At 67.6% G+C, this 19,185-nt stretch carries 17 protein-coding genes and 1 tRNA gene; 10 read left to right on the plus strand and 8 right to left on the minus strand.

The genetic code is table 11. From position 1 onward, the window contains the following. Positions 1 to 6 precede the first annotated feature (6 nt). The gene (locus MO1_RS08460) at positions 7 to 1,314 is read right to left on the minus strand and encodes a DUF4032 domain-containing protein (protein WP_036313606.1); all 1,308 of its coding nucleotides are present in this window, start codon (positions 1,312 to 1,314) and stop codon (positions 7 to 9) included. A 79-nt stretch (positions 1,315 to 1,393) separates the two neighbouring features. After that, positions 1,394 to 2,497 carry an ABC transporter ATP-binding protein gene (locus MO1_RS08465; RefSeq protein WP_036313608.1) on the minus strand — a complete coding sequence of 368 codons (1,104 nt, stop codon included), beginning with the start codon at positions 2,495 to 2,497 and terminating at the stop codon, positions 1,394 to 1,396. A 225-nt stretch (positions 2,498 to 2,722) separates the two neighbouring features. Between MO1_RS08465 and MO1_RS08470 the strand changes: the two genes are divergently transcribed. Together MO1_RS08470 and MO1_RS08475 are read left to right on the plus strand one after the other, a co-directional pair. After that, positions 2,723 to 3,661: a DsbA family protein gene (locus MO1_RS08470; RefSeq protein WP_060915793.1), complete on the plus strand. Its 939-nt coding sequence runs from the start codon at positions 2,723 to 2,725 to the stop codon at positions 3,659 to 3,661. A 30-nt stretch (positions 3,662 to 3,691) separates the two neighbouring features. Next, positions 3,692 to 3,767: transfer RNA gene (locus MO1_RS08475), tRNA-Thr, on the plus strand. A 21-nt stretch (positions 3,768 to 3,788) separates the two neighbouring features. Here the strand turns inward: MO1_RS08475 and MO1_RS08480 are convergent. The 5 genes from MO1_RS08480 to MO1_RS08500 form a co-directional block, all read right to left on the minus strand. Next, the gene (locus MO1_RS08480) at positions 3,789 to 4,928 is read right to left on the minus strand and encodes an acyltransferase family protein (RefSeq protein WP_082724394.1); all 1,140 of its coding nucleotides are present in this window, start codon (positions 4,926 to 4,928) and stop codon (positions 3,789 to 3,791) included. Positions 4,929 to 5,030: 102 nt separating this feature from the next. Then, positions 5,031 to 6,317, minus strand: a complete 1,287-nt coding sequence (locus tag MO1_RS08485; RefSeq protein ID WP_060915795.1) for a hemolysin family protein — start codon at positions 6,315 to 6,317, stop codon at positions 5,031 to 5,033. A gap of 62 nt (positions 6,318 to 6,379) precedes the next feature. Next, positions 6,380 to 7,411 (minus strand): TerC family protein, encoded by a 1,032-nt coding sequence (locus MO1_RS08490; protein WP_036313617.1) that lies wholly within the window; start codon positions 7,409 to 7,411, stop codon positions 6,380 to 6,382. 195 nt (positions 7,412 to 7,606) lie between these two features. Beyond that, on the minus strand, positions 7,607 to 8,509 hold the full coding sequence (locus MO1_RS08495) for a hypothetical protein (protein WP_036313619.1): 903 nt from the start codon (positions 8,507 to 8,509) through the stop codon (positions 7,607 to 7,609). Positions 8,510 to 8,548: 39 nt separating this feature from the next. Continuing rightward, entirely contained in the window at positions 8,549 to 10,648 is a 2,100-nt protein-coding gene (locus MO1_RS08500) for a S9 family peptidase (protein WP_060915796.1), read from the minus strand. Positions 10,649 to 10,833: 185 nt separating this feature from the next. Between MO1_RS08500 and MO1_RS08505 the strand changes: the two genes are divergently transcribed. From MO1_RS08505 to MO1_RS08535, 7 genes are all read left to right on the plus strand, one after another. Next, positions 10,834 to 12,084: an inorganic phosphate transporter gene (locus MO1_RS08505; protein WP_036313625.1), complete on the plus strand. Its 1,251-nt coding sequence runs from the start codon at positions 10,834 to 10,836 to the stop codon at positions 12,082 to 12,084. Next, the gene (locus MO1_RS08510; RefSeq protein ID WP_036313627.1) at positions 12,081 to 12,416 is read left to right on the plus strand and encodes a hypothetical protein; all 336 of its coding nucleotides are present in this window, start codon (positions 12,081 to 12,083) and stop codon (positions 12,414 to 12,416) included. Before MO1_RS08505 ends, MO1_RS08510 begins: the two co-directional genes overlap by 4 nt. A 58-nt stretch (positions 12,417 to 12,474) precedes the next feature. Beyond that, positions 12,475 to 13,377 (plus strand): phosphodiesterase, encoded by a 903-nt coding sequence (locus MO1_RS08515; RefSeq protein WP_060915797.1) that lies wholly within the window; start codon positions 12,475 to 12,477, stop codon positions 13,375 to 13,377. A gap of 58 nt (positions 13,378 to 13,435) precedes the next feature. Further along, on the plus strand, positions 13,436 to 13,825 hold the full coding sequence (locus tag MO1_RS08520; protein ID WP_060915798.1) for a MerR family transcriptional regulator: 390 nt from the start codon (positions 13,436 to 13,438) through the stop codon (positions 13,823 to 13,825). After that, positions 13,822 to 14,802, plus strand: a complete 981-nt coding sequence (locus MO1_RS08525) for an aldo/keto reductase (protein ID WP_036313630.1) — start codon at positions 13,822 to 13,824, stop codon at positions 14,800 to 14,802. The genes MO1_RS08520 and MO1_RS08525 overlap by 4 nt, the downstream gene beginning before the upstream one ends. Positions 14,803 to 14,868: 66 nt before the next feature. Next, positions 14,869 to 16,326, plus strand: a complete 1,458-nt coding sequence (locus MO1_RS08530) for an aspartate ammonia-lyase (RefSeq protein ID WP_060915799.1) — start codon at positions 14,869 to 14,871, stop codon at positions 16,324 to 16,326. Between the two features lie 78 nt (positions 16,327 to 16,404). Then, positions 16,405 to 16,836, plus strand: coding sequence for a DUF4190 domain-containing protein (locus MO1_RS08535; RefSeq protein ID WP_036313633.1), 432 nt, complete (start codon positions 16,405 to 16,407; stop codon positions 16,834 to 16,836). Positions 16,837 to 16,896: 60 nt separating this feature from the next. Here MO1_RS08535 and MO1_RS08540 read toward each other — a convergent pair whose 3' ends face one another. After that, positions 16,897 to 17,760 carry a fumarylacetoacetate hydrolase family protein gene (locus MO1_RS08540; RefSeq protein WP_036313640.1) on the minus strand — a complete coding sequence of 288 codons (864 nt, stop codon included), beginning with the start codon at positions 17,758 to 17,760 and terminating at the stop codon, positions 16,897 to 16,899. Positions 17,761 to 17,822: 62 nt separating this feature from the next. Between MO1_RS08540 and MO1_RS08545 the strand changes: the two genes are divergently transcribed. Continuing rightward, positions 17,823 to 18,980: a PrsW family intramembrane metalloprotease gene (locus MO1_RS08545; protein ID WP_060915800.1), complete on the plus strand. Its 1,158-nt coding sequence runs from the start codon at positions 17,823 to 17,825 to the stop codon at positions 18,978 to 18,980. The last annotated feature ends 205 nt before the right edge of the window (positions 18,981 to 19,185 follow it).

Below are 19,185 nucleotides of genomic sequence, written 5' to 3' on the forward strand. Positions count from 1 at the left end.
CGAGCGTCAGACGAGGTCGCGCCAGTCGACTTCGTCCTCATCGTCGTCGCTCACCGGCACCTCCGACGTGACGACGGGGATGGCGGTCGTCTCCGTCGGCGGCCCCATCACCGTCGCCTCGTCGCGGCGGTGACGCAGGACGTCGTCGATGTACGACGACAAGACCTCGGCGATGGGGATCGAGCGGCCACGAGCCTGCGACATGTACCAACGGTGCTCCAACACCTGGTGGAACACCTCGGCCGGCTCGAGCTTGCTCCGCAGCTCCCACGGGATCGCCTTGACGACCGGCTCGAACACGCGCGTCAGCCACTCGTGAGCGACCATCTCCTCGTCGCTGCCGAGGCGTGAGACCCGCGCCGCGAATTCGTCCATGTCGTTCAGCAGGCGGCGCGCCTGATTCTCCTCGACGTCGAGGCCGGTGAGGCGGAGCAGCCGACGCTGGTGGTGCCCGGCATCCACCACCTTCGGCTGGATGAGGACCTTCGTGCCGTCCGCCGTCTCGTCGATCGACATCTCACCGATGTCGAACCCCAATCCGTTCAAGCGCTGCACGCGCTCGGTGATGCGCCAGGTCTCGTTCGCAGCGAACGTCTCGGTCTCGGTGAGCGCGCTCCAGAGCGACCGGTACGAGGACATGATGCCGTCGGCGATCGCCACGGCGTCGACACCACCCTCGAGGCGGCCACCGGCCTCGAGGTCCATGATCTCGCCCGCGATGTTGGTGCGCGCGACGTCGAGGTCGTGCTCGCGCTGCCCGCGCGTGAGGCCGCCCTCGTGCAGTTCGCCCGTCTCGGCGTCGACGAGGTAGGCGGCGAACGCCCCGGCATCCCGTCGGAACAGCGTGTTCGACAGCGAGACGTCACCCCAGAAGAAGCCGACATTGTGGAGGCGAACGAGAAGGGCGGCGAGGGCGTCGACGAGACGTGTCGCGGTATCGGGGCGGAGGACCTGCGTGAACAGGGCGCGGTAGGGGAGGGAGAAGCGGAGATGCGCCGTGACGAGGGCCGCGGGGAGGGGCTCGCCCTTGGGGGTGCGCCGTCCGTCGATCACGGCGACACGGCTCACGCAGGGAACGTCGAGGCGTCCGAGCGACCCGAGCATCTCGTATTCGCGGCGAGCCATCTCGGCGGTCGTCTCCTTCACCGCGACGACGCGGCCCGACAGGTGCGCGAAGCGGACCAGGTGGCGGGACAGGCCCTTCGGGAGGGACACGATCGCATCGCTCGGCCATTCGCCGAGGGGAGTCGACCAGGGCAGGGCGAGCAGGCCCGCGTCGACGCTGCTGGCGGTGATGCTCAGGGAATGGACCACGCGGTGACCTCCGACTCACGCACCGCGGCGCGGGAGGTCCGAAGACCTTCCCGCGCCGCGGTCCTACTGATGATGACGATCAGGCCGAGACGACCGGCTTGTCGTTGAGGCGCTCGCCCGACTCGATGTCGAACGCGTGCACGTGACCCGGCTTGGCGGCCAGGGTGACCGTCTCGCCCGCGTTGGGGTGGCTGCGGCCATCGACGCGCGCGACGATGTCGGTGCGCTTGCCGTTGATGTCCACGTGGCCGTAGAGGTAACCATCGGCGCCGAGCTCCTCGACCAGGTCGACCTGGACCGCGAGGCCCTTGCCGTCTGCGGGGCCGACCTCGATGTCCTCGGGGCGGACACCGACCGTGACCTGGCTGCCGTTGGCGCGGCCGACCGTGTCGCGGTCGAGCGGGACGACCTCGGAGCCGAAGCGGATGCCGCCCTCGGCCAGGTCCGCCGGGAACAGGTTCATGGCGGGCGAGCCGATGAAGCCGGCGACGAACACGTTGTTCGGCTTCTCGTACAGGTCGCGGGGCGTGCCGACCTGCTGCAGGAGACCGTCCTTCAGGACGGCGATGCGGTCACCCATCGTGAGGGCCTCGGTCTGGTCGTGCGTGACGTAGACCGTGGTGACGCCGAGGCGACGCTGGAGCGACGCGATCTGGGTACGCGTCTGGACGCGCAGCTTGGCGTCGAGGTTCGACAGCGGCTCGTCCATGAGGAACACCTGGGGCTGGCGGACGATCGCGCGGCCCATGGCGACGCGCTGACGCTGACCACCCGAGAGGGCCTTCGGCTTGCGGGTCAGGTACTCCTCGAGGTCGAGGAGCTTCGCTGCCTCGAGAACGCGGGTGGCGCGCTCTTCCTTGCCGACACCGGCGATCTTGAGCGCGAAGCCCATGTTCTCGGCGACGGTCATGTGGGGGTACAGAGCGTAGTTCTGGAACACCATCGCGATGTCGCGGTCCTTCGGCGGCACGTCGGTGACGTCGCGGTCACCGATGCGGATGGAGCCGGAGTTGACCTCTTCGAGGCCGGCGAGCATGCGAAGCGAGGTGGACTTGCCGCAACCGGAAGGGCCGACGAGGACGAGGAACTCGCCGTCGGCGACCTCGAGGTTGAGCTTGTCGACCGCCGGGCGGGTGCCACCGGGGTACAGACGGGTTGCGTTGTCGAATGTGACGGACGCCATCGTTTCTTCTCCTTCACCGGCAGGTACGTGCCGGACGATCCGTTGTGAAGCGAGCGGGGGGACACCCCGCACACCCGCCATCGGGTGCGTGTTCAGTATGGCACGGCCTCGCTGAGAGCGGGATGCCGCCTCGTCAGCCTTTTTCCAGCGCGTCTGACTAACATCGGACCGTGCGCCCCCCGGCGCCGGGCCTCTTGGCCGCACCACAGATCTTCCCGAGGTTTCATGTCCACCGATTCCGGCGACAATTCGTCATCCGCGACCGATCGCCGCGAGGCTGTCCGCGAAAAAGCGCAGCGCGTGCACATTCGGCAATCGCGGGCACGTGTCGCGCGCCGGATCTCGCTCGGCGTCCTCGCCGCGGGAGCGGTCGCCGCGGTCGCGGTCGTCGTCGTGTGGTCGGTCACCTCGACGATGGGCGGTCGCGACCTGACGCCCAAGACGGCGACCTCCGACGGATTCGCCGTGAACGACGTCACCGGCGTCGCCGCCGATCAGGGAGCGGTCGTCGACAGCACGGTCGAAGCGACGCCTGGGTCGGACAAGGCGACGCCCGCGCCGACGGCATCCGCCACGGCTCCCGTGGACATCCGTGTATACGTCGACTACCTGTCTCCGGGTGCCCGCGAATGGCAGCTCGCCAACGTCGACCAGCTGACCACGTGGGTGGATCAGGGCGCGGCGACACTGAGCTACCATCCCGTATCGATGCTGACGGCGAAGTCGAACGGCACGAAGTACTCGCTCCGCGCAGCGGCCGCGGCGGCCTGCGTCGCAACGCACGACGAGAGCGTCTTCTTCGCGTACAACACCGAGCTGCTGAGCCGACAGCCCGCGATGGACACCGACGGGTTCTCGGACGTCGAGCTCGCTGATCTCGCACAGGCCGTCGGCGCGAAGGACCCCGAAGCCCTCCGCTCCTGCATCGAGGACGGCGACTACATCGAGTGGACGAAGGATGCCACCGAGCGAGCGATCGCCGGGATCCCCGACACCGATGGCCTTCAGCTCACCGGGACGCCGATGATCCTCGTCAACGGACAGCCCTACATGGGAGCGTTGCAGGACGCTGCCGAGTTCTCGCAATTCGTGCTGACGAGCGCGAGCGACGCGTTCTTCACAGAGCAGACTCCGACGCCGGCTCCCACCGTCCCGGCGGAGTGACCCGGCCGGCCCCGGTAGACTGGGCCACCTGCCGGCTTGGCGCAATTGGTAGCGCACCGTACTTGTAATACGGGGGTTGCAGGTTCAAGTCCTGTAGCCGGCACCACACGCTGACGGACCGTTGCGGTCAGCTCGAATGTCCGTCGACTCTGCGTGACGCAGCACCCCGCGTGGTCTTCGCTCGCTCGCGACGTACTCGGAGTCGGATGAACGGCCGCTCGACGAACCAGTACGACGCTTCCGCGGCCAGGAGCAGTGCGAGCAGCCCGCCGACAGTGAGCCTGCCGAACCAGGTGTCGTTGTGGTTCGTCAGGAAGAGCTGCTGGTACAGGTACAGGCTGTAGGAGATCAGGCCGACGTGCACGACCGGCCGCCAGTTCAAGAACCGTCCGAACGGCGAGCCCGGCGAGCGCATCATCCAGACGATGACGATCGCGACCGCGAGCGCATCGCCCACGTAACCGACGGTGTACATCCAGAGGCCCTCGAAGCGTGAGGTGAGGGCCCACGACACCGGTAGCCAGACGACGACCGCCCACTGCAGGCGCCGGGCGAAGATCCACTCCAGGATCCGCGCGTACCAGTTCTGGCCGGCACCGTACGCCAGCAGGCAGCCGATCATGAGCGCGTCCGCGCGGGTATGGAACATGTAGGTGACGGCGCCTTCGGGGACGAAGGGCAGAAGCGACGTCCCGACCCGGATGACGGGGGACAGCAGAACCCCCGCGACGAGAACCTTCACCGCAACCGCGCGTGGCATGAGGATCACCGCGAGGGGCCAGAGGACGTAGAACTGCTCCTCAACGCTCAACGACCAGGTGTGGCCGGTCCACCATGCTCCGTCGAGGGGCCAGTAGTCCCGCAGGAACAGTGCGGGGCTGATGATGTCGCGCGGCCCGACCCCGCTGATCACCCCCGTGAGGGCGAGGACGGTCACGATCGCGAGGAACACGAAGAGCGCTGGGAGGATCCGGTAGGCCCGGCGGCGATAGAACCCCGACAGCGAGATGCGCCCCGTCTTGCTCCGCTCGCGGAGCAACAAGGTCGTGATCAGGAACCCGGAGAGGACGAAGAACGCCTGGACTCCGAAGTACCCTCCGGGCAAGTACGCCCTGAGTGCGATGACCAGCTCACTCTGCGGAAGGGTGGCGGCCCCGTGCCCCCAGATGACGCACACCACCGCGAGTGCGCGAATGCCGTCCAACGATGGAATCGTCCGCGCCAGCATCGGATCGGACGCGCGCAGAACAGTTGACGTGCTCGTCATGTCTTCTCCCCAGAAAACGCGAGCTCGCGCAGATCCCCAACGCAACGGCTCGCTTCACGCAGGACGTTACCGGCTGGCCACGGCTTTGGCGAGCGCCGCCCGTCATGCCGACGTGTCGTCGCCTCCGTCGCGGGCGGTGACGCGGACCTCGGCGATGCGTCGGCGGTCGAGCGCCGTGACCTCAATGGTCGCGCCGTCCACCTCGACGACGTCGCCGACGACGGCGAGGCGCCCGAGTCGCTCGGTGACGAAGCCGGCCACGGTGTCGGAGGCTCCGCGGGGGAGCGTGATCCCGGTCGCTTCGGCGAAGTCCTGCAGGTTGAGTCGACCCTCGATGATCTCCCGATCCGCGTCGGGCGCGGTGGCCGTGTCGTACTCGTCGAAGATCTCACCGACGACCTCTTCCACGAGGTCCTCGAGCGTCACGATGCCGTCCGTGCCGCCGTACTCGTCGACGACGACCGCGATGTGATGGCCCTCGGCACGCATCTTCGTGAGGGTGGGAAGGACGCGAGCTGTCGACGGGAAGTAGGGGATCGAACGCACGATGCCCGAGAGGGGGGCATCCCGACCCTCGGCGACCGCCTCGAAGAGATCGCGCACGTGCACGAACCCGATGATGTCGTCGATCGACGTGTCCGCGACGGGATAGCGCGAGAACGGCAACTCCCGCACCTGTGCGACGGTGTCGCCGATCGTCGCCGTGTCATCGAGCGCAGTCACCTCGGGTCGAGGACGCATCACTTCGCTGAGCTGACGACCGCGAAGAGACAGGACGTCCTCGAGGATGCGGCGCTCGTCTTCAGGGAGTCCCTCGTGGCTCGCGACGATATCGCGGACCTCTTCGTCGGTCATCTCCTCGCCGCTCTTGTGGGGGTCCCCGCCCAACAGGCGCACGAGAGCGTTGGTCGACACCGACAGCAGCCAGATGACGGGCCGCATGACCTTTGCGAAACCGTCCAGGACAGGCGCGACCGCGTACGCGAACTGTGCGTTTCGTTGAATCGCGAGTCGCTTCGGGACGAGCTCGCCGAGCACGAGCGACAGGTACGCGATCACCAGCGTCAGGATGAGCGTCGCGAGCGTCAACGCCACCGCCGGATCGGCGCCCCACGACTCGAGGAGGGGCGCGACCGACGGGGCGATCGAGGTGGCGCCGTAGGCGGCGGACGCGAAGCCCGCCACCGTGACGCCGATCTGCACCGCGGAGAGAAAGGTGTTCGGGTTGCGGGCGAGGCCCGCCACCTTCACGCCTCTCTTGCCGCGTGCGGCGATCGCGTTGATCTGGCTCTCGCGGAGGGTCACGAGGGCCATTTCGGTCGCCGCGAAGACGCCGCCCACGAGGACGAACACGAACACGAGAGCGATGTTCAGGACCAGGTCGGTCACCGGATCACCTCGACTGCGGTGTCGTCAGTGGGCGGCGTCTGCGTATGGTGACAGTCCATCGGTCAGCTGCGGTCCGCGGACTGATCGTTCGGGGCGGCAGCCGTCGCGTCCGCAAGTTCTCGGGCGTCGTCCCGTCGTGTCTTCGCGAGGCTCGCGACCGTCGCGACGACGATCGTGGCTGCGATGAACAGCAGCGAGAACCAGATGGGGATCTCCGGCGCCCACAGCATGGGCTCTCCACCGTTGATGAACGGCAGCTCGTTGACGTGCATCGCGTGCAGGACGAGCTTCACGCCGATGAAGGCGAGGATGACCGCCAGCCCCTGCGCCAGGTATACGAGACGCTCGAGGAGCCCCCCGATGAGGAAGTACAGCTGGCGAAGACCCATGAGCGCGAACGCGTTGGCCGTGAAGACGATGTACGCCTCGTTCGTCAGGCCGTAGATCGCGGGGATCGAGTCGACCGCGAAGATGAGGTCGACGAAGCCGATCGCGACGATGACGAGCAGCATCGGGGTGACGAAGCGCTTGCCGGCCTTCTTGACTGTGAGCTTGTCGCCGTTGTACTCGTCGCTGACGGGGAGGATGCGGCGGACGAACTGCATGAACTTGCCGTTGGCCGGGTCGGACTCGCCGTGCGTGAAGGCCTGGCGGTAGGCCAGGAACAGCAGGAGGGCGCCGAACACGTAGAAGATCCAGGAGAAGTTCTCGATCAGGGCGGCGCCGACGGCGATGAACGCCCCGCGCATGATCAGGGCGATGACGATGCCGATCATCAGCACCTTCTGCTGATAGATCTTCGGAACGGCGAACCCGGTCATGACGATGAGGAACACGAACAGGTTGTCGATCGAGAGGGCTTTCTCCGTGAGGTATCCGGCGAAGTACTCGCCCGAGAAGACCCAGCCCCAGCCGGGGATCAGACCGATCGCGACACCGAACAGCAGCGCGAGCCCGATGTAGAAGGCCGACCAGCGAGCGGATTCGCCGATCGACGGCTCGTGCGGCTTCCGCACGTGCGCGAAGAATTCATAGACGAAGAAGGCGATCGTGACAGCGATCGTGATGCCCCAGACAAGCGGGGTGATTTCCACAGGAGTCTCCTCAATGGCGTGAACGAATGACGCCAGAGTCTTCTCCATCTCGATTCCTCGAGACCGGTGATCCGGGATGCGCCTTCACATCCGTAATGACGAACCAGCCGTAGCGGAGTACTCCCCCTGGGGATTACTGATTTTACGGGATGCCGGAACCGAAAACTGACAATTGCCCTGGCGCGGTGTCGCGTGCTACCTACGGACGGGCTCTTTGATGTCGTCGCTCGCGTAGGGCGCCGGGGCCGGGGCGTGCGCGTAGGGGATGAACCAGCTCGCGAAGTCCAGAGGAGGGGTCGCGGCTGCGGCATCCCTCTTGGTCGTGGCGTCCTGGTCGGCGAACAGCGATTCGACGTCGAGGTCCTGGAACAGCACGGTGTCGAGGTGGCCGCGCCAGCCCTCGGGGAGCTCGCCGCTGAGCCGCTCGGCGCTCCGCTCGGCTTCGTCCAGCACGAGCTTCAGCGCGAGCTCGTGGGCGACGGTCGGCGGGTACACGGGGGAGGCGCTCAGCCGTGAGGTGACCTCGATCGTCGCGGCGAGGAACTTCTGCGCGAACGCCCGGTCGTAGTTCGTCGCGTACTGCGGCGGCAGCTGCGAGATCACATGGGTCTCGCGCCAGGCGGAACGATCCTCCGGGGCATCCGTCAGCTGACGGACGTCGTCGAACAGGCAGTCCACCACCATGACCGACGCGTTCCAGACGAGGCCCTTGATCACCGTGCGTTGACGCAGCTCCGATGCCAGCGCGCCACCGCTCGACCCGTCGAAGAGTTCGTCCAGCGCCCAGTCGATGCCGGCGAGCCGGGCTCCGGCCCGCGCGACGCGGGCCGTGTCGGAGGACCCGTCGGGAATGCTCCCGGACGTGCCTTCCCACTCGGAGTCCACGATCGAGGTGCTGGTGGATTCGATCTCGACGAGCCCCTCACTGCCGGGAGCGACCGAGACGCGGATGAGTGAGAGGAGGGCATCCTCAGCGGTCAGCGACGAGGCGGACATCCGAGACGCGTCGTCGGTCCCGGACAGCAGCTCGTCGGGGTTCGCGCAGACGAGATCGAGATCGATGCGCACCGCAGCGCGGTAGCGAGGATCGGAGGCCATGGCGGCATCGTACCCAGCGGGCGACCGGAACGACGACCTTCAGCTCTCCTCGGCGAGCCCCAGCACGTCCAGGAGCCAGGCGAGCTCGAACGCCCGCTCGCGCCATGAGTTGTAGCGCCCGCTGACGCCGCCGTGTCCGGCGACCATCTCGCACTTCAACAGTGCGTCGGCTCCGACCTCCCGCAGGCGCGCAACCCACTTCGCCGGTTCGACGTAGAGGACACGCGTGTCGTTGAGGGAGGTGACGGCGAGGACGCGGGGGTAGCGCACTCCGTCCTGCACGTTCTCGTACGGCGTGTACGACTTCATGTAGGCGTAGACGTCGGCGTTGTGCAGCGGGTCACCCCACTCGTCCCACTCGATGACGGTCAGAGGAAGGGACGGGTCGAGGATCGTCGTCAGCGCGTCGACGAACGGCACTCCGGCCAGGACCCCGGCGAACAGGTCCGGGGCGAGGTTCGCGACGGCGCCCATGAGCAGCCCGCCCGCCGAGCCGCCCTCGGCGACGAGTCGGTCGGGGGACGTGACCCCTTCTGCGACGAGATGGCGTCCGACCGCGACGAAGTCGGTGAACGTGTTGCGCTTGTGGAGGAGCTTTCCCTCCTCGTACCACTGGCGTCCCATCTCGCCGCCGCCTCGGACGTGGGCGATGGCGAAGATAACGCCGCGGTCGAGCATCGACAGGCGCGCGACCGAGAAGCCGGGCTCGATGGAGTGCTCATAGGAGCCGTACCCGTAGAGGTGCAGAGCTCGCGGGGCGGTACCGGGCTCGCCGAACGACCGCTTCCAGACGAGGGACACCGGGATCCGGGTGCCGTCCTCGGCTGTCGCCCACACGCGCTCCTGGCCGTAGTCCGCAGGGTCGTAGCCGCCGAGGACGGGCTGGCTCTTGCGGAGGAGGAGGTCACCGCTCGCGACGTCGTAGTCGAACACCGTGCCGGGCGTCACGAACGAGGCGTAGCCGAGGCGGATGACCGGCGGAGCCCACTCCGACGACCCGCTCGCGCCGACGGCATACAGCGGCTCGTCGAAGCCGATCTCCTTCACGTCGTCGGTCGCGTAGTCCAAGATGCCGACTCGGGCGAGTCCTTCGCGGCGGTACTCCACGACGGCCCAGTCGCGGTACGCGGAGGCGTCCAGCAGGCGCCGGCCGGGAAGGTGGGGAAGGACGACGTGGCGTTCCCCCGCTGGGTCGGATGCCGCTACCCGCACGAGCTCGAAGTCCAGGGCACCGTCGTTGTGGAGGATATAGAGGACGTCCTCGCCGTCGATGATCGCGTGAGTGAGGGAGTACTCGACACCCTCGCGACGCGGCCACACGGAGCGGGGCTCCGCGGTGAGGTCGTCGGCGGGGACGAGGAACTCCTCCGACGTGATCGACGACCCGACGCCGATCACGAGGTAGCGGTCGCTGCGGGTGAAGCCTGCCCCCACCCAGTAGCGCTCGTCGGGCTCGGTGAAGATGACGCGGTCAGATGCCGCATCCGTCCCCACCTCGTGCAGCCAGACGGTGTCGGGACGCCAGGCGTCGTCGACGGTCGTGTAGATCACGTGCCGACCGTCGGGGGAGAACACCGCACCCGACGAGGTGTTCTCGACGACGTCGGGGAGGTCCTTCCCGGTGACGAGGTCCCGGATGCGGAGGGTGTACCGCTCGTCGCCCGCCACGTCGGTGCCGTAAAGGAGACGGGTGCCGTCGGTCGACACATCGAGGCTGCCGAGCGAGAAGAAGTCGTGACCGTCGGCCTCGACATTGCCGTCCAGGAGCACCTCCTCGCCGGGCACATCGGTGTCAGGAGACAGGACCGGCGGCGTCCAGTCGTCGACATCGGCGATGGGGGCGCGGCAGTTGATGCCGTACTGCTTCCCCTCGACGGTGCGTCCGTAGTACCACCAGTCACCGCGGCGCGAAGGCACCGACAAGTCCGTCTCGAGCGTGCGCCCCTTGATCTCGTCAAAGATGCGCCCTCGGAGCGAGTCGAGGTGATCGGTGCGCTGATCCGTGTAGGCGTTCTCTGCCTCGAGGTGGCCGATGACGGCCTCATCCTCCTTCGCGCGCAGCCATTCGTAGGGATCTGAGACGGCGTCGCCGTGGTGGGTCCGGGTGAAGGGGCGGCGGTCGGCGACGGGCGGTGTCACGGCTTCGGAAGTCACCCGACCACGCTAACGGACCCCCGCGGGCGCGCGCGGGTTATGCCATGGAGCAACGTGTGCGAGGATTTTCCAGGCCCGACTGAACAGCTGTTGACGTCTGGGTGAACTTTTCGTTCGCAACGCCGATCGCCGCGGCACCCGTTCCCCCGATTCCCGACGGAAAGCGAACTGTGGAGACCGCAGCATTCATCGTCGTCCTGGTCATCGCCCTGGCACTGTTCTTCGACTTCACCAACGGGTTCCACGACACCGCTAACGCGATGGCTACGCCCATCGCGACGGGTGCTCTCAAGCCCAAGGTCGCCGTCCTGCTGGCGGCTTCCCTCAACCTCGTCGGCGCGTTCCTGTCCACCGAGGTCGCCAAGACGATCTCGGGGGGCATGATCCGGGAGGATCAGCTCTCCGCCTCGATCTTCCCGGCGATCATCTTCGCGGGACTCATCGGCGCGATCACCTGGAACATGCTCACGTGGCTCCTGGGGCTGCCATCGAGCTCCTCGCACGCCCTGTTCGGCGGACTGATCGGTGCCACCATCGTCGGCGCCTCCATCAGCGCCATCGACACGGGCGTCGTGCTCTCCAAGGTGGTCCTGCCCGCACTCATCGCGCCGCTGACGGCCGGCGTCATCGCGTTCGTCGCGACGAAGATCGCCTACGTGGTCACCCGCCGCTACGACAACAAGCCGGACGGCCGGGACGGCTTCCGCTGGGGACAGATCTTCACGTCGTCCCTGGTTGCGCTCGCGCACGGTACGAACGACGCCCAGAAGACGATGGGTGTCATCACCCTCGCCCTCATCACGGTCGGCTGGCAGAGCCAGTCCGACCCCCAGCTCTGGGTCATCTTCGCGTGTGCGATCACGATCGCCCTCGGCACCTACATGGGCGGGTGGCGAATCATCCGCACGCTCGGCAAGGGCCTCACCGACGTCAAGCCCGCGCAGGGCTTCTCGGCGGAGGCATCCACCGCCTCGACGATCCTCGCCTCGAGCGCCCTCGGCTTCGCGCTGTCGACGACCCAGGTCGCGTCCGGCTCGGTCATCGGCTCCGGCCTCGGACGCCGCGGGGCGACGGTCCGCTGGGGCACCGTCGGTCGCATCACGATCGGCTGGGTGCTGACCCTTCCCGCTGCCGGCATCGTCGGAGCACTCGCCGCCTTCCTCATCGTCGGGTTCGAGAACCTCTTCGGCCAGGGCGTCGGTGAGCTCATCGGCGTCATCATCGGTGCCGTCATCGCGGTCGCGATCGTCCTCGCGATCTTCTTGCGGTCGCGTCGCAACGAGGTGAACGCGGCGAACGCGATGAGCGAGGTCGCCGACTCCGGCGCCGCCGTGGACCTCACCGAGGAGCCGCCGCCCACCCGCCGCCAGCAGCGCGTGGCGCAGGCTGCGGCCGAGTCCGACGAGGAGGCCGCACGATGACCGTCGGTATCGATTGGTTCGCTTTCGTCCAGGTCTTCATCGCTGCGATCCTCGCGGCGTCGACCGTCGTGACCTTCTACGCGATCGGTCTTCGTCTCCTGGTCCGCGCCGGCCGCGTGCCGGTCGTCGTCCCCGCGACCTTCACCGACGCGCTGACCGTCATGACGGCGAAAGAGCAGAAGCGTGCGGCGAAGGCAGCGAAGAAGGCGGCGAGGAAGAACCCGCTGAGCGCGGCGCAGAAGCGGGTCGCCCTCGTCGGCGCCTACTGCTCGTTCGTCGTCTGCGGGCTCGTCGTCCTGGGCGGCCTCCTGCTCATCCTCTTCAACCACTGAGCGCAGGCTCTTCAGCCATTGAGCGCAGGGCGTCTGCCGCGGTCAATAGGCTGACGGCATGCAGTCCGTCTCCTTCGGCCGGCACGCGCCCGCCCTCCGCACGATCGTCCACCTGAGCGACACCCATCTGCTCGCGGGCGACCGTCGGCTCGGCGGCGCGTACGACTCGACCGGGGGAGCGATCGCCGCGCTCGCCGCCGTGGAGCGCACCGGCATCCGTCCTGATGCGATCGTCGTCACGGGAGACCTGACGGATCTCGGGGAGCCCGAGGCGTACCAACGGCTGCGGGAGATCGCCGAACCGGTGGCCGACCGCCTGGGTGCGCCTCTCATCTGGGTCGCGGGCAACCACGACGAGCGTCCCGCGATGCGCGAGGGGCTGTTCGATGAGCCCGGGTCGCTCGCCCCTCTCACGTCCGTGCACGACCTCGACGGACTCCGCGTCGTCGTCCTCGATTCGACCGTGCCGGGGTGGCACCACGGCGATATCGACGCGGCGCAGCGGGAGTGGCTGCGGCAGGTGCTCGCGCAGCCCGCCCCGCTCGGCACGATCGTCGCGCTTCACCACCCGCCGCTGCCCAGCCACATCCCGTTCTTCGACATCCTCGAACTCCGCGACCAGGACGCCCTGGCGGAGGTCCTCGCGGGGAGCGACGTGCGCGGCATCCTCGCGGGTCATCTGCACTACTCCACGAGCGGAACCTTCGCGGGTATCCCGGTGAGCGTGGCCTCGGCCACCTGTTACACGATGAACCTGCAGCGGCCCCCGACCGAGGTGAACGGGATGGATGCCGGCCAGTCCTTCCACCTCGTCCACGTCTACGACGACACGATCACCCACACTGTCGTCCCGGTGGTCGAGGCCCCGACGGGTGACTACTTCTCCGCTGAGTGGGTCGAGCGGATGTCACGACTCAGCCCGCACGAGCGCCTCGAGGCGTTCTCCCGCAAGCCTGACTGAGAGCTGCGTGACAGGGAACGCTTGACTTAGAGCGCGCTCGAAGTTCTACCGTGAAGGCATGTCCCTTCTCTCCCACTCCGAGGGTGCGTCCATCGCCGAGGCAGCGGACGCCACCGGTGTCAGCGCGCACACGCTGCGCTACTACGAGCGCGCGGGCCTGATGCTGCACCCCGTCGACCGGGCTTCCTCGTCCCACCGGCGCTACTCCGACGCAGACCTCGCCTGGATCCGCTTCCTGGCACGCCTGCGCTGGACGGGGATGCCGATCGCCACCATGCGTCGTTACACCGAGCTCGTGCGCGAGGGAGACACGACGATCGCTGAGCGACGTCGGCTGCTCGTCGAGCACCGCGAGGTCGTCCGCCACGAACTCGACGAGGTCACTGTCAGCCTCGCCGCCATCGATCACAAGATCGACATCTACGACAAGGAGATCAGCCCATCATGAAGACCACCACGCTCGGCTCGAACGGCCCCGAGGTCGGCCGCATCGGACTCGGACTCATGGGTATCAGCGCCTTCTACACGGGCGCCGGCCAGGACGACGTCGGCGGCGCCGAAACGATCCTCGGCGCCCTCGACCGCGGTGTCACGCTCCTCGACACCGCGGAGATGTACGGTCCGTACACCAACGAGGAACTTCTCGGGAAAACCCTCGCGGAGTCCGGTCGCCGCGACGAGGTCGTCCTCGCGACGAAGTTCGGCATCGTCCGTCACCGTGAGGACGGCCGTGGACTCGACGGCACGCCGGAGAACGTGCGTCAGTCCGTGGAGGGATCGCTGCGCCGCTTGCAGACCGACCGCATCGATGTCTACTACCAGCACCGGATGGATCCCGCCGTGCCGGTCGAGGAGACCGTCGGCGCGCTTGCCGAGCTCGTCGAGCAGGGCAAGATCCGCGGGTACGGCCTGTCGGAGGCATCCGTCGCCACCATCCGCCGCGCACACGCCGTCCACCCCGTGACGGCCGTCCAGACCGAGTACTCGCTGTGGACCCGCGACCCGGAGGCGGAACTCCTCCCGGCCCTCCGCGAACTGGGCATCGGGTTCGTCCCGTACTCGCCGCTCGGACGCGGCTTCCTGACCGGGAAGATCCGTTCGGTCGACCAGCTCGCCGCCGACGACTTCCGCCGGAGCAATCCGCGCTTCGAGGACGAGGCGCTCGCCGCCAACCTGAAGATCGTCGATGTCATCGAGGAGATCGCCGCTCACGCGGGGGCGACCCCGGCGCAGATCGCTCTGGCGTGGATCCTCGCTCAGGGCGAGGACATCGTCCCCATCCCGGGAACGCGCAAGCTCGCGCGGCTCGATGAGAACATCGGCGCAGCGGAGTTGACTCTGACCGACGAGCAGGTGCGTCGACTCGACGAAGTGGCCCCGGCCGTCGGCGATCGTTACGCCGACATGTCGAGCGTGAACCGGTGAGGTCGGGGGGTGCGGGGATAGGCTCGAACCATCCCCGCACCCCCGTGACCCATGAGGACACCACACATGGCATCTGACGCGACGACGCGTACCGAGACCGACTCCCTGGGATCGATGGAGATCCCCACCGACGCCTATTGGGGCATCCATACGGCGAGAGCCCTGGAGAACTTCCCCATCTCGATGCGACCGATCTCGGTCTATCGCGATCTGGTCGTCGCCCTCGCGATGGTCAAGCAGGCCTCTGCCCGCGCCAACAAGCAGATCGGTGTGCTCGACGCCGCTCGCGCCGACCTCATCGACCAGGCCGCTCAACGTGTCATCGACGGCGAGTTCCACGATCAGTTCGTCGTGGGGGTCATCCAGGGCGGCGCCGGCACGTCGACGAACATGAACGCGAACGAGGTCATCACCAACATCGCGCTCGAGATGGCGGGCCGCGAGAAGGGCGATTACGCCTTCCTCTCGCCCATCGATCACACGAACCGCAGCCAGTCGACGAACGATGTCTACCCGACGGCGATCAAGGTCGGGCTCGGTCTCGACCTCCAGTCGCTCCTCGAGGAGCTCGACCTCCTGCGCCGCGCCTTCCTGAACAAGGCCGACGAGTTCCACGACGTCCTCAAGGTCGGGCGCACGCAGTTGCAGGATGCCGTGCCGATGACCCTCGGCCAGGAATTCCACGGTTTCGCCACGACGCTGGGGGAGGACTATCACCGCCTCCGTGAGAACGCGCACCTGCTGTACGAGATCAATATGGGCGCGACCGCCATCGGCACCGGCATCACCACTCATCCGGACTACTCCGAGGCTGTCCTCCACCACCTGCGCGAGATCAGCGAGCTCGACCTGGACACCGCGGTAGACCTCGTCGAGTCCACGAGCGACACCGGCGCGTTCATGTCGTTCTCCTCCACGCTGAAGCGCAACGCGATCAAGCTGTCGAAGATCAGCAACGACCTGCGACTTCTCTCCAGCGGTCCGCAGGCTGGGTTCGGCGAGATCAACCTGCCGGCCCGTCAGGCGGGTTCGAGCATCATGCCCGGCAAGGTGAACCCGGTCATCCCCGAGGTCGTCAACCAGGTCGCCTTCGCCGTTGCCGGCGCGGACCTCACGGTGACCATGGCGGTCGAGGGCGGCCAGCTGCAGCTGAACGCCTTCGAGCCGGTCATCGCGCACTCGATCTTCCAGTCGATCACGTGGATGCGGCGCGCGATGCGCACTCTCCGGGTGAACTGCGTCGACGGCATCACCGCCAACCGCGAGCGTCTCGGGACGATGGTCGGGTCGTCGGTCGGCGTCATCACCGCGTTGACCCCGTTCATCGGCTATACGGCGGCTGCCGCTCTCGCCAAGACCGCGCTGCTCACCAAGCGGAATGTCGGCGATCTGGTCGTCGAGGCGGGGCTGATGTCGCGCGACGAGGTCGACAAGCAGCTCTCGCCCGCACGCCTCTCGGGACTGCAGGCGGTGACCCGTGCGATTCCTGTTATCACAAAACCGGGTGCTGCGGAGGGGGTGTGATTGCGGGTTGTCTGAGAGAATCATGAGCGCTAGCGTCGGGGTCGTATCCCGGCCGATCAGAGACCTAAAGGACTTCACATGACCGACCCCAACCAGCCGAATTCCCAGAACATCCCGCCCGCGCCGCCGGCGTACGAGGCGCCCGCGTACGGCAATGCTCCGCAGTACTCCGGTGCTCCGGCAGCCGGCCCCAAGCCGGGCCGCACGATGGGCATCGTCGCGCTGATTCTCGCGATCATTCCGTTCACGCAGCTCATCGGTCTGATCCTCGGCATCGTCGCGCTCGTCCAGAGCCGCAAGGCCGGCGCGAAGAACGGTCTGGCGCTCGCCGCCATCATCGTGAGCATCGTCCTCATGATCGTCGGCATCATCATCTTCTTCGCGCTCGTCTGGCCGCCCATCGCGGCGGGCATGACGTGCGCGTCCGACCCCACGGCGATCGTGAACGTCTACGGCGTCGACGTGCCGTGCTCGCAGGTCATGGAGCAGTCGGGCCAGCTCGACTACTGAGTCATAGACGAAGCGGCGACCACCTTCGGGTGGTCGCCGCTTCGTCGTTGGATGCCGGACTCAGTCGGTGATCCGGCAGAAGGTGGTCAGTTCGCCGATCCCATCGACGCCGACCGTCACGGTCGAGCGATCGCGGAGGAAGATCTGCGGATCGCGTGAGTACCCCGCGCCGCCGGGGGAGCCGGTCGAGATGAGTGTGCCGGGAAGCAGCGTCGCCGACTGGGACAGGAACGAGACGAGCTTCGCCACAGGATGGATCATCTGATCGGTCGACGCGTCCTGCACCATCTTCCCGTCGACGATGGCCCAGATGTGGAGGTCCTGGGGGTCGGGGATCTCGTCCGCCGTGACGACGAACGGCCCCGTGGGGGTGAACCCGTCGAACGATTTGCAGCGGGACCACTGCGCCTCGGAGAACTGGATGTCGCGGGCCGTGATGTCGTTCACCACGGTGTAGCCCCAGACGTGGTCGAGTGCGTCCTCGAGTGCCACGTCGCGGGCTGCGGGCCCGATGATGACACCCAGCTCCGCTTCATAGTCGACGGACTGGCTGAGCGATCGGGGCCAGGACGTCGTCTGTCGATGACCCGAAAGCGAGCCCGGCCACAGGATGAAGACGGTGGGGGCGGCATCGGCCTTGAGGCCGAGTTCGCTCGAGTGAGCCGAGTAGTTCAGGCCGATCGCGATGGTGATCGGTGTGTCGAGGATCGCGGACGCGAACACGGGCGTGCCCACCGGCATCCACTCGGCTGTCGCGGCGCCCTCGCGCACGCGGTCGAGGAGGGCGTCGCCTCCCTCGATGAGCGGCTGCAGACGCGAAGGCGCCCCGTCGAACAGGCGCGACACGAATGCGGCGCGGTCCCCTTCGACCAGGACCAGCTGCGGCTCGTCGACTCCGTCAGGGACAACGTGGGCGAAGCGCATTGCTCCAGGCTATCGTCCTCCGCTTTCGCGGGCGCGATCCGCGCCGCCCCTAGGCTGAGCCCATGTCGTTCCCGTCGCCTCTCGCACAGCCGGGGCGCATGACGCCGACGGCTCCGCCTCCGGCCCCGTCGCGGCGCGACCTTGCTCTGCCGACCCCGACGGGCGGCCGGGTGGCCCTCTGGGTCATCGCCGCCGTCCTCGTCATCGCAGCACTCGGATTGGCGCTGTACTTCCTGGCGTTTCTGGGTCCCGTCGCGTCAATCGTCTCGGCCGTGCTGGCGCTCATCCCGTTGACGTTCGTTCTCCTTGCGATCCGGATCGTCGACCGATGGGAACCCGAGCCCCGCGGCCTGATCGCCTTCGCGCTCGTGTGGGGAGCGGTGGCATCCGTCGTCCTCGCGCTCGGCGTCGACCTGGTGATCACGGTCATGGCGCCCGGTCTCCCGGAGGTCCTCGGCACGGTGCTCCAGGCTCCGATCGTCGAGGAGATCGCGAAGGGCGCGGGAGTCCTGCTCATCTTCGTCGCCGCGCGACGCGCGTTCGACGGCCCCGTCGATGGGGTCGTCTACGGGGCGCTGGTCGGTGCCGGCTTCGCCTTCACGGAGAACATCCTCTATTTCGCCGACAGCCTGATCACAGGGGGCGTCGAGAACGCCGCCGTCACGTTCTTCCTGCGCGGGGTCCTTTCCCCGTTCGCCCACGTCATGTTCACGGCCGTCACGGGGTATGCGCTCGGACGTGCCGCGCGCACCGGGGCCCGGGGTGCCGCCGCACTCGGTCCCTGGGTGCTCGGACTCGTGGGGGCGATCGGGCTGCACGCACTGTGGAACGGGTCGACTGTGTTCGCCGACTTCTTCCTCCTTTACGCGACCCTCCAGATTCCTCTGTTCGTCCTTTTCATCGTCGGAGTCGTCCTTCTCCGAAGAGAAGAGGCCCGTCTCACTCGTGCGCGTTTGTCCGACTACGCCATAGCGGGATGGTTCTCCCCGGCGGAGGTGGAGATGCTCGCGACCGGCGCCGGACGCTCCCGCGCACTCACCTGGGCGCGCTCGCTGCCAGGAGATCGGGTGTCGGCGATGCGCCGCTTCATCGTCGAGGCGACGGCGCTGGCTGCTGCGCGGCAGCGGGTGATCACCGGACGCGATCCGCATGCCGCTCGTGATGAGCGGGTGTTCCTCGAGCGGGCCACCCGGGCACGTCACGACGTCCTGCTGGACTGAAACCCTGTCGGACAGCGCCCATCCGGAAAAGACTCAGCGCCCGGAGCCGCGGCGATGCCTGCAAGTCTTCCGGGCGCTGAGTTGGCCTACCAAGATGATCCCGCTGCCCCGACGCTCTGTCAAGAGGCCTCATGCGTCAGCGTAGGTGCATTCACGGGAATAGGATCGGATGCGGCGGCGTTACGCCCCCTTGACCGCCGGTGCA

It is taken from the genome of Microbacterium oleivorans NBRC 103075, from assembly GCF_001552475.1.
GTDB classification, from domain to species: Bacteria; Actinomycetota; Actinomycetes; order Actinomycetales; family Microbacteriaceae; genus Microbacterium; species Microbacterium oleivorans.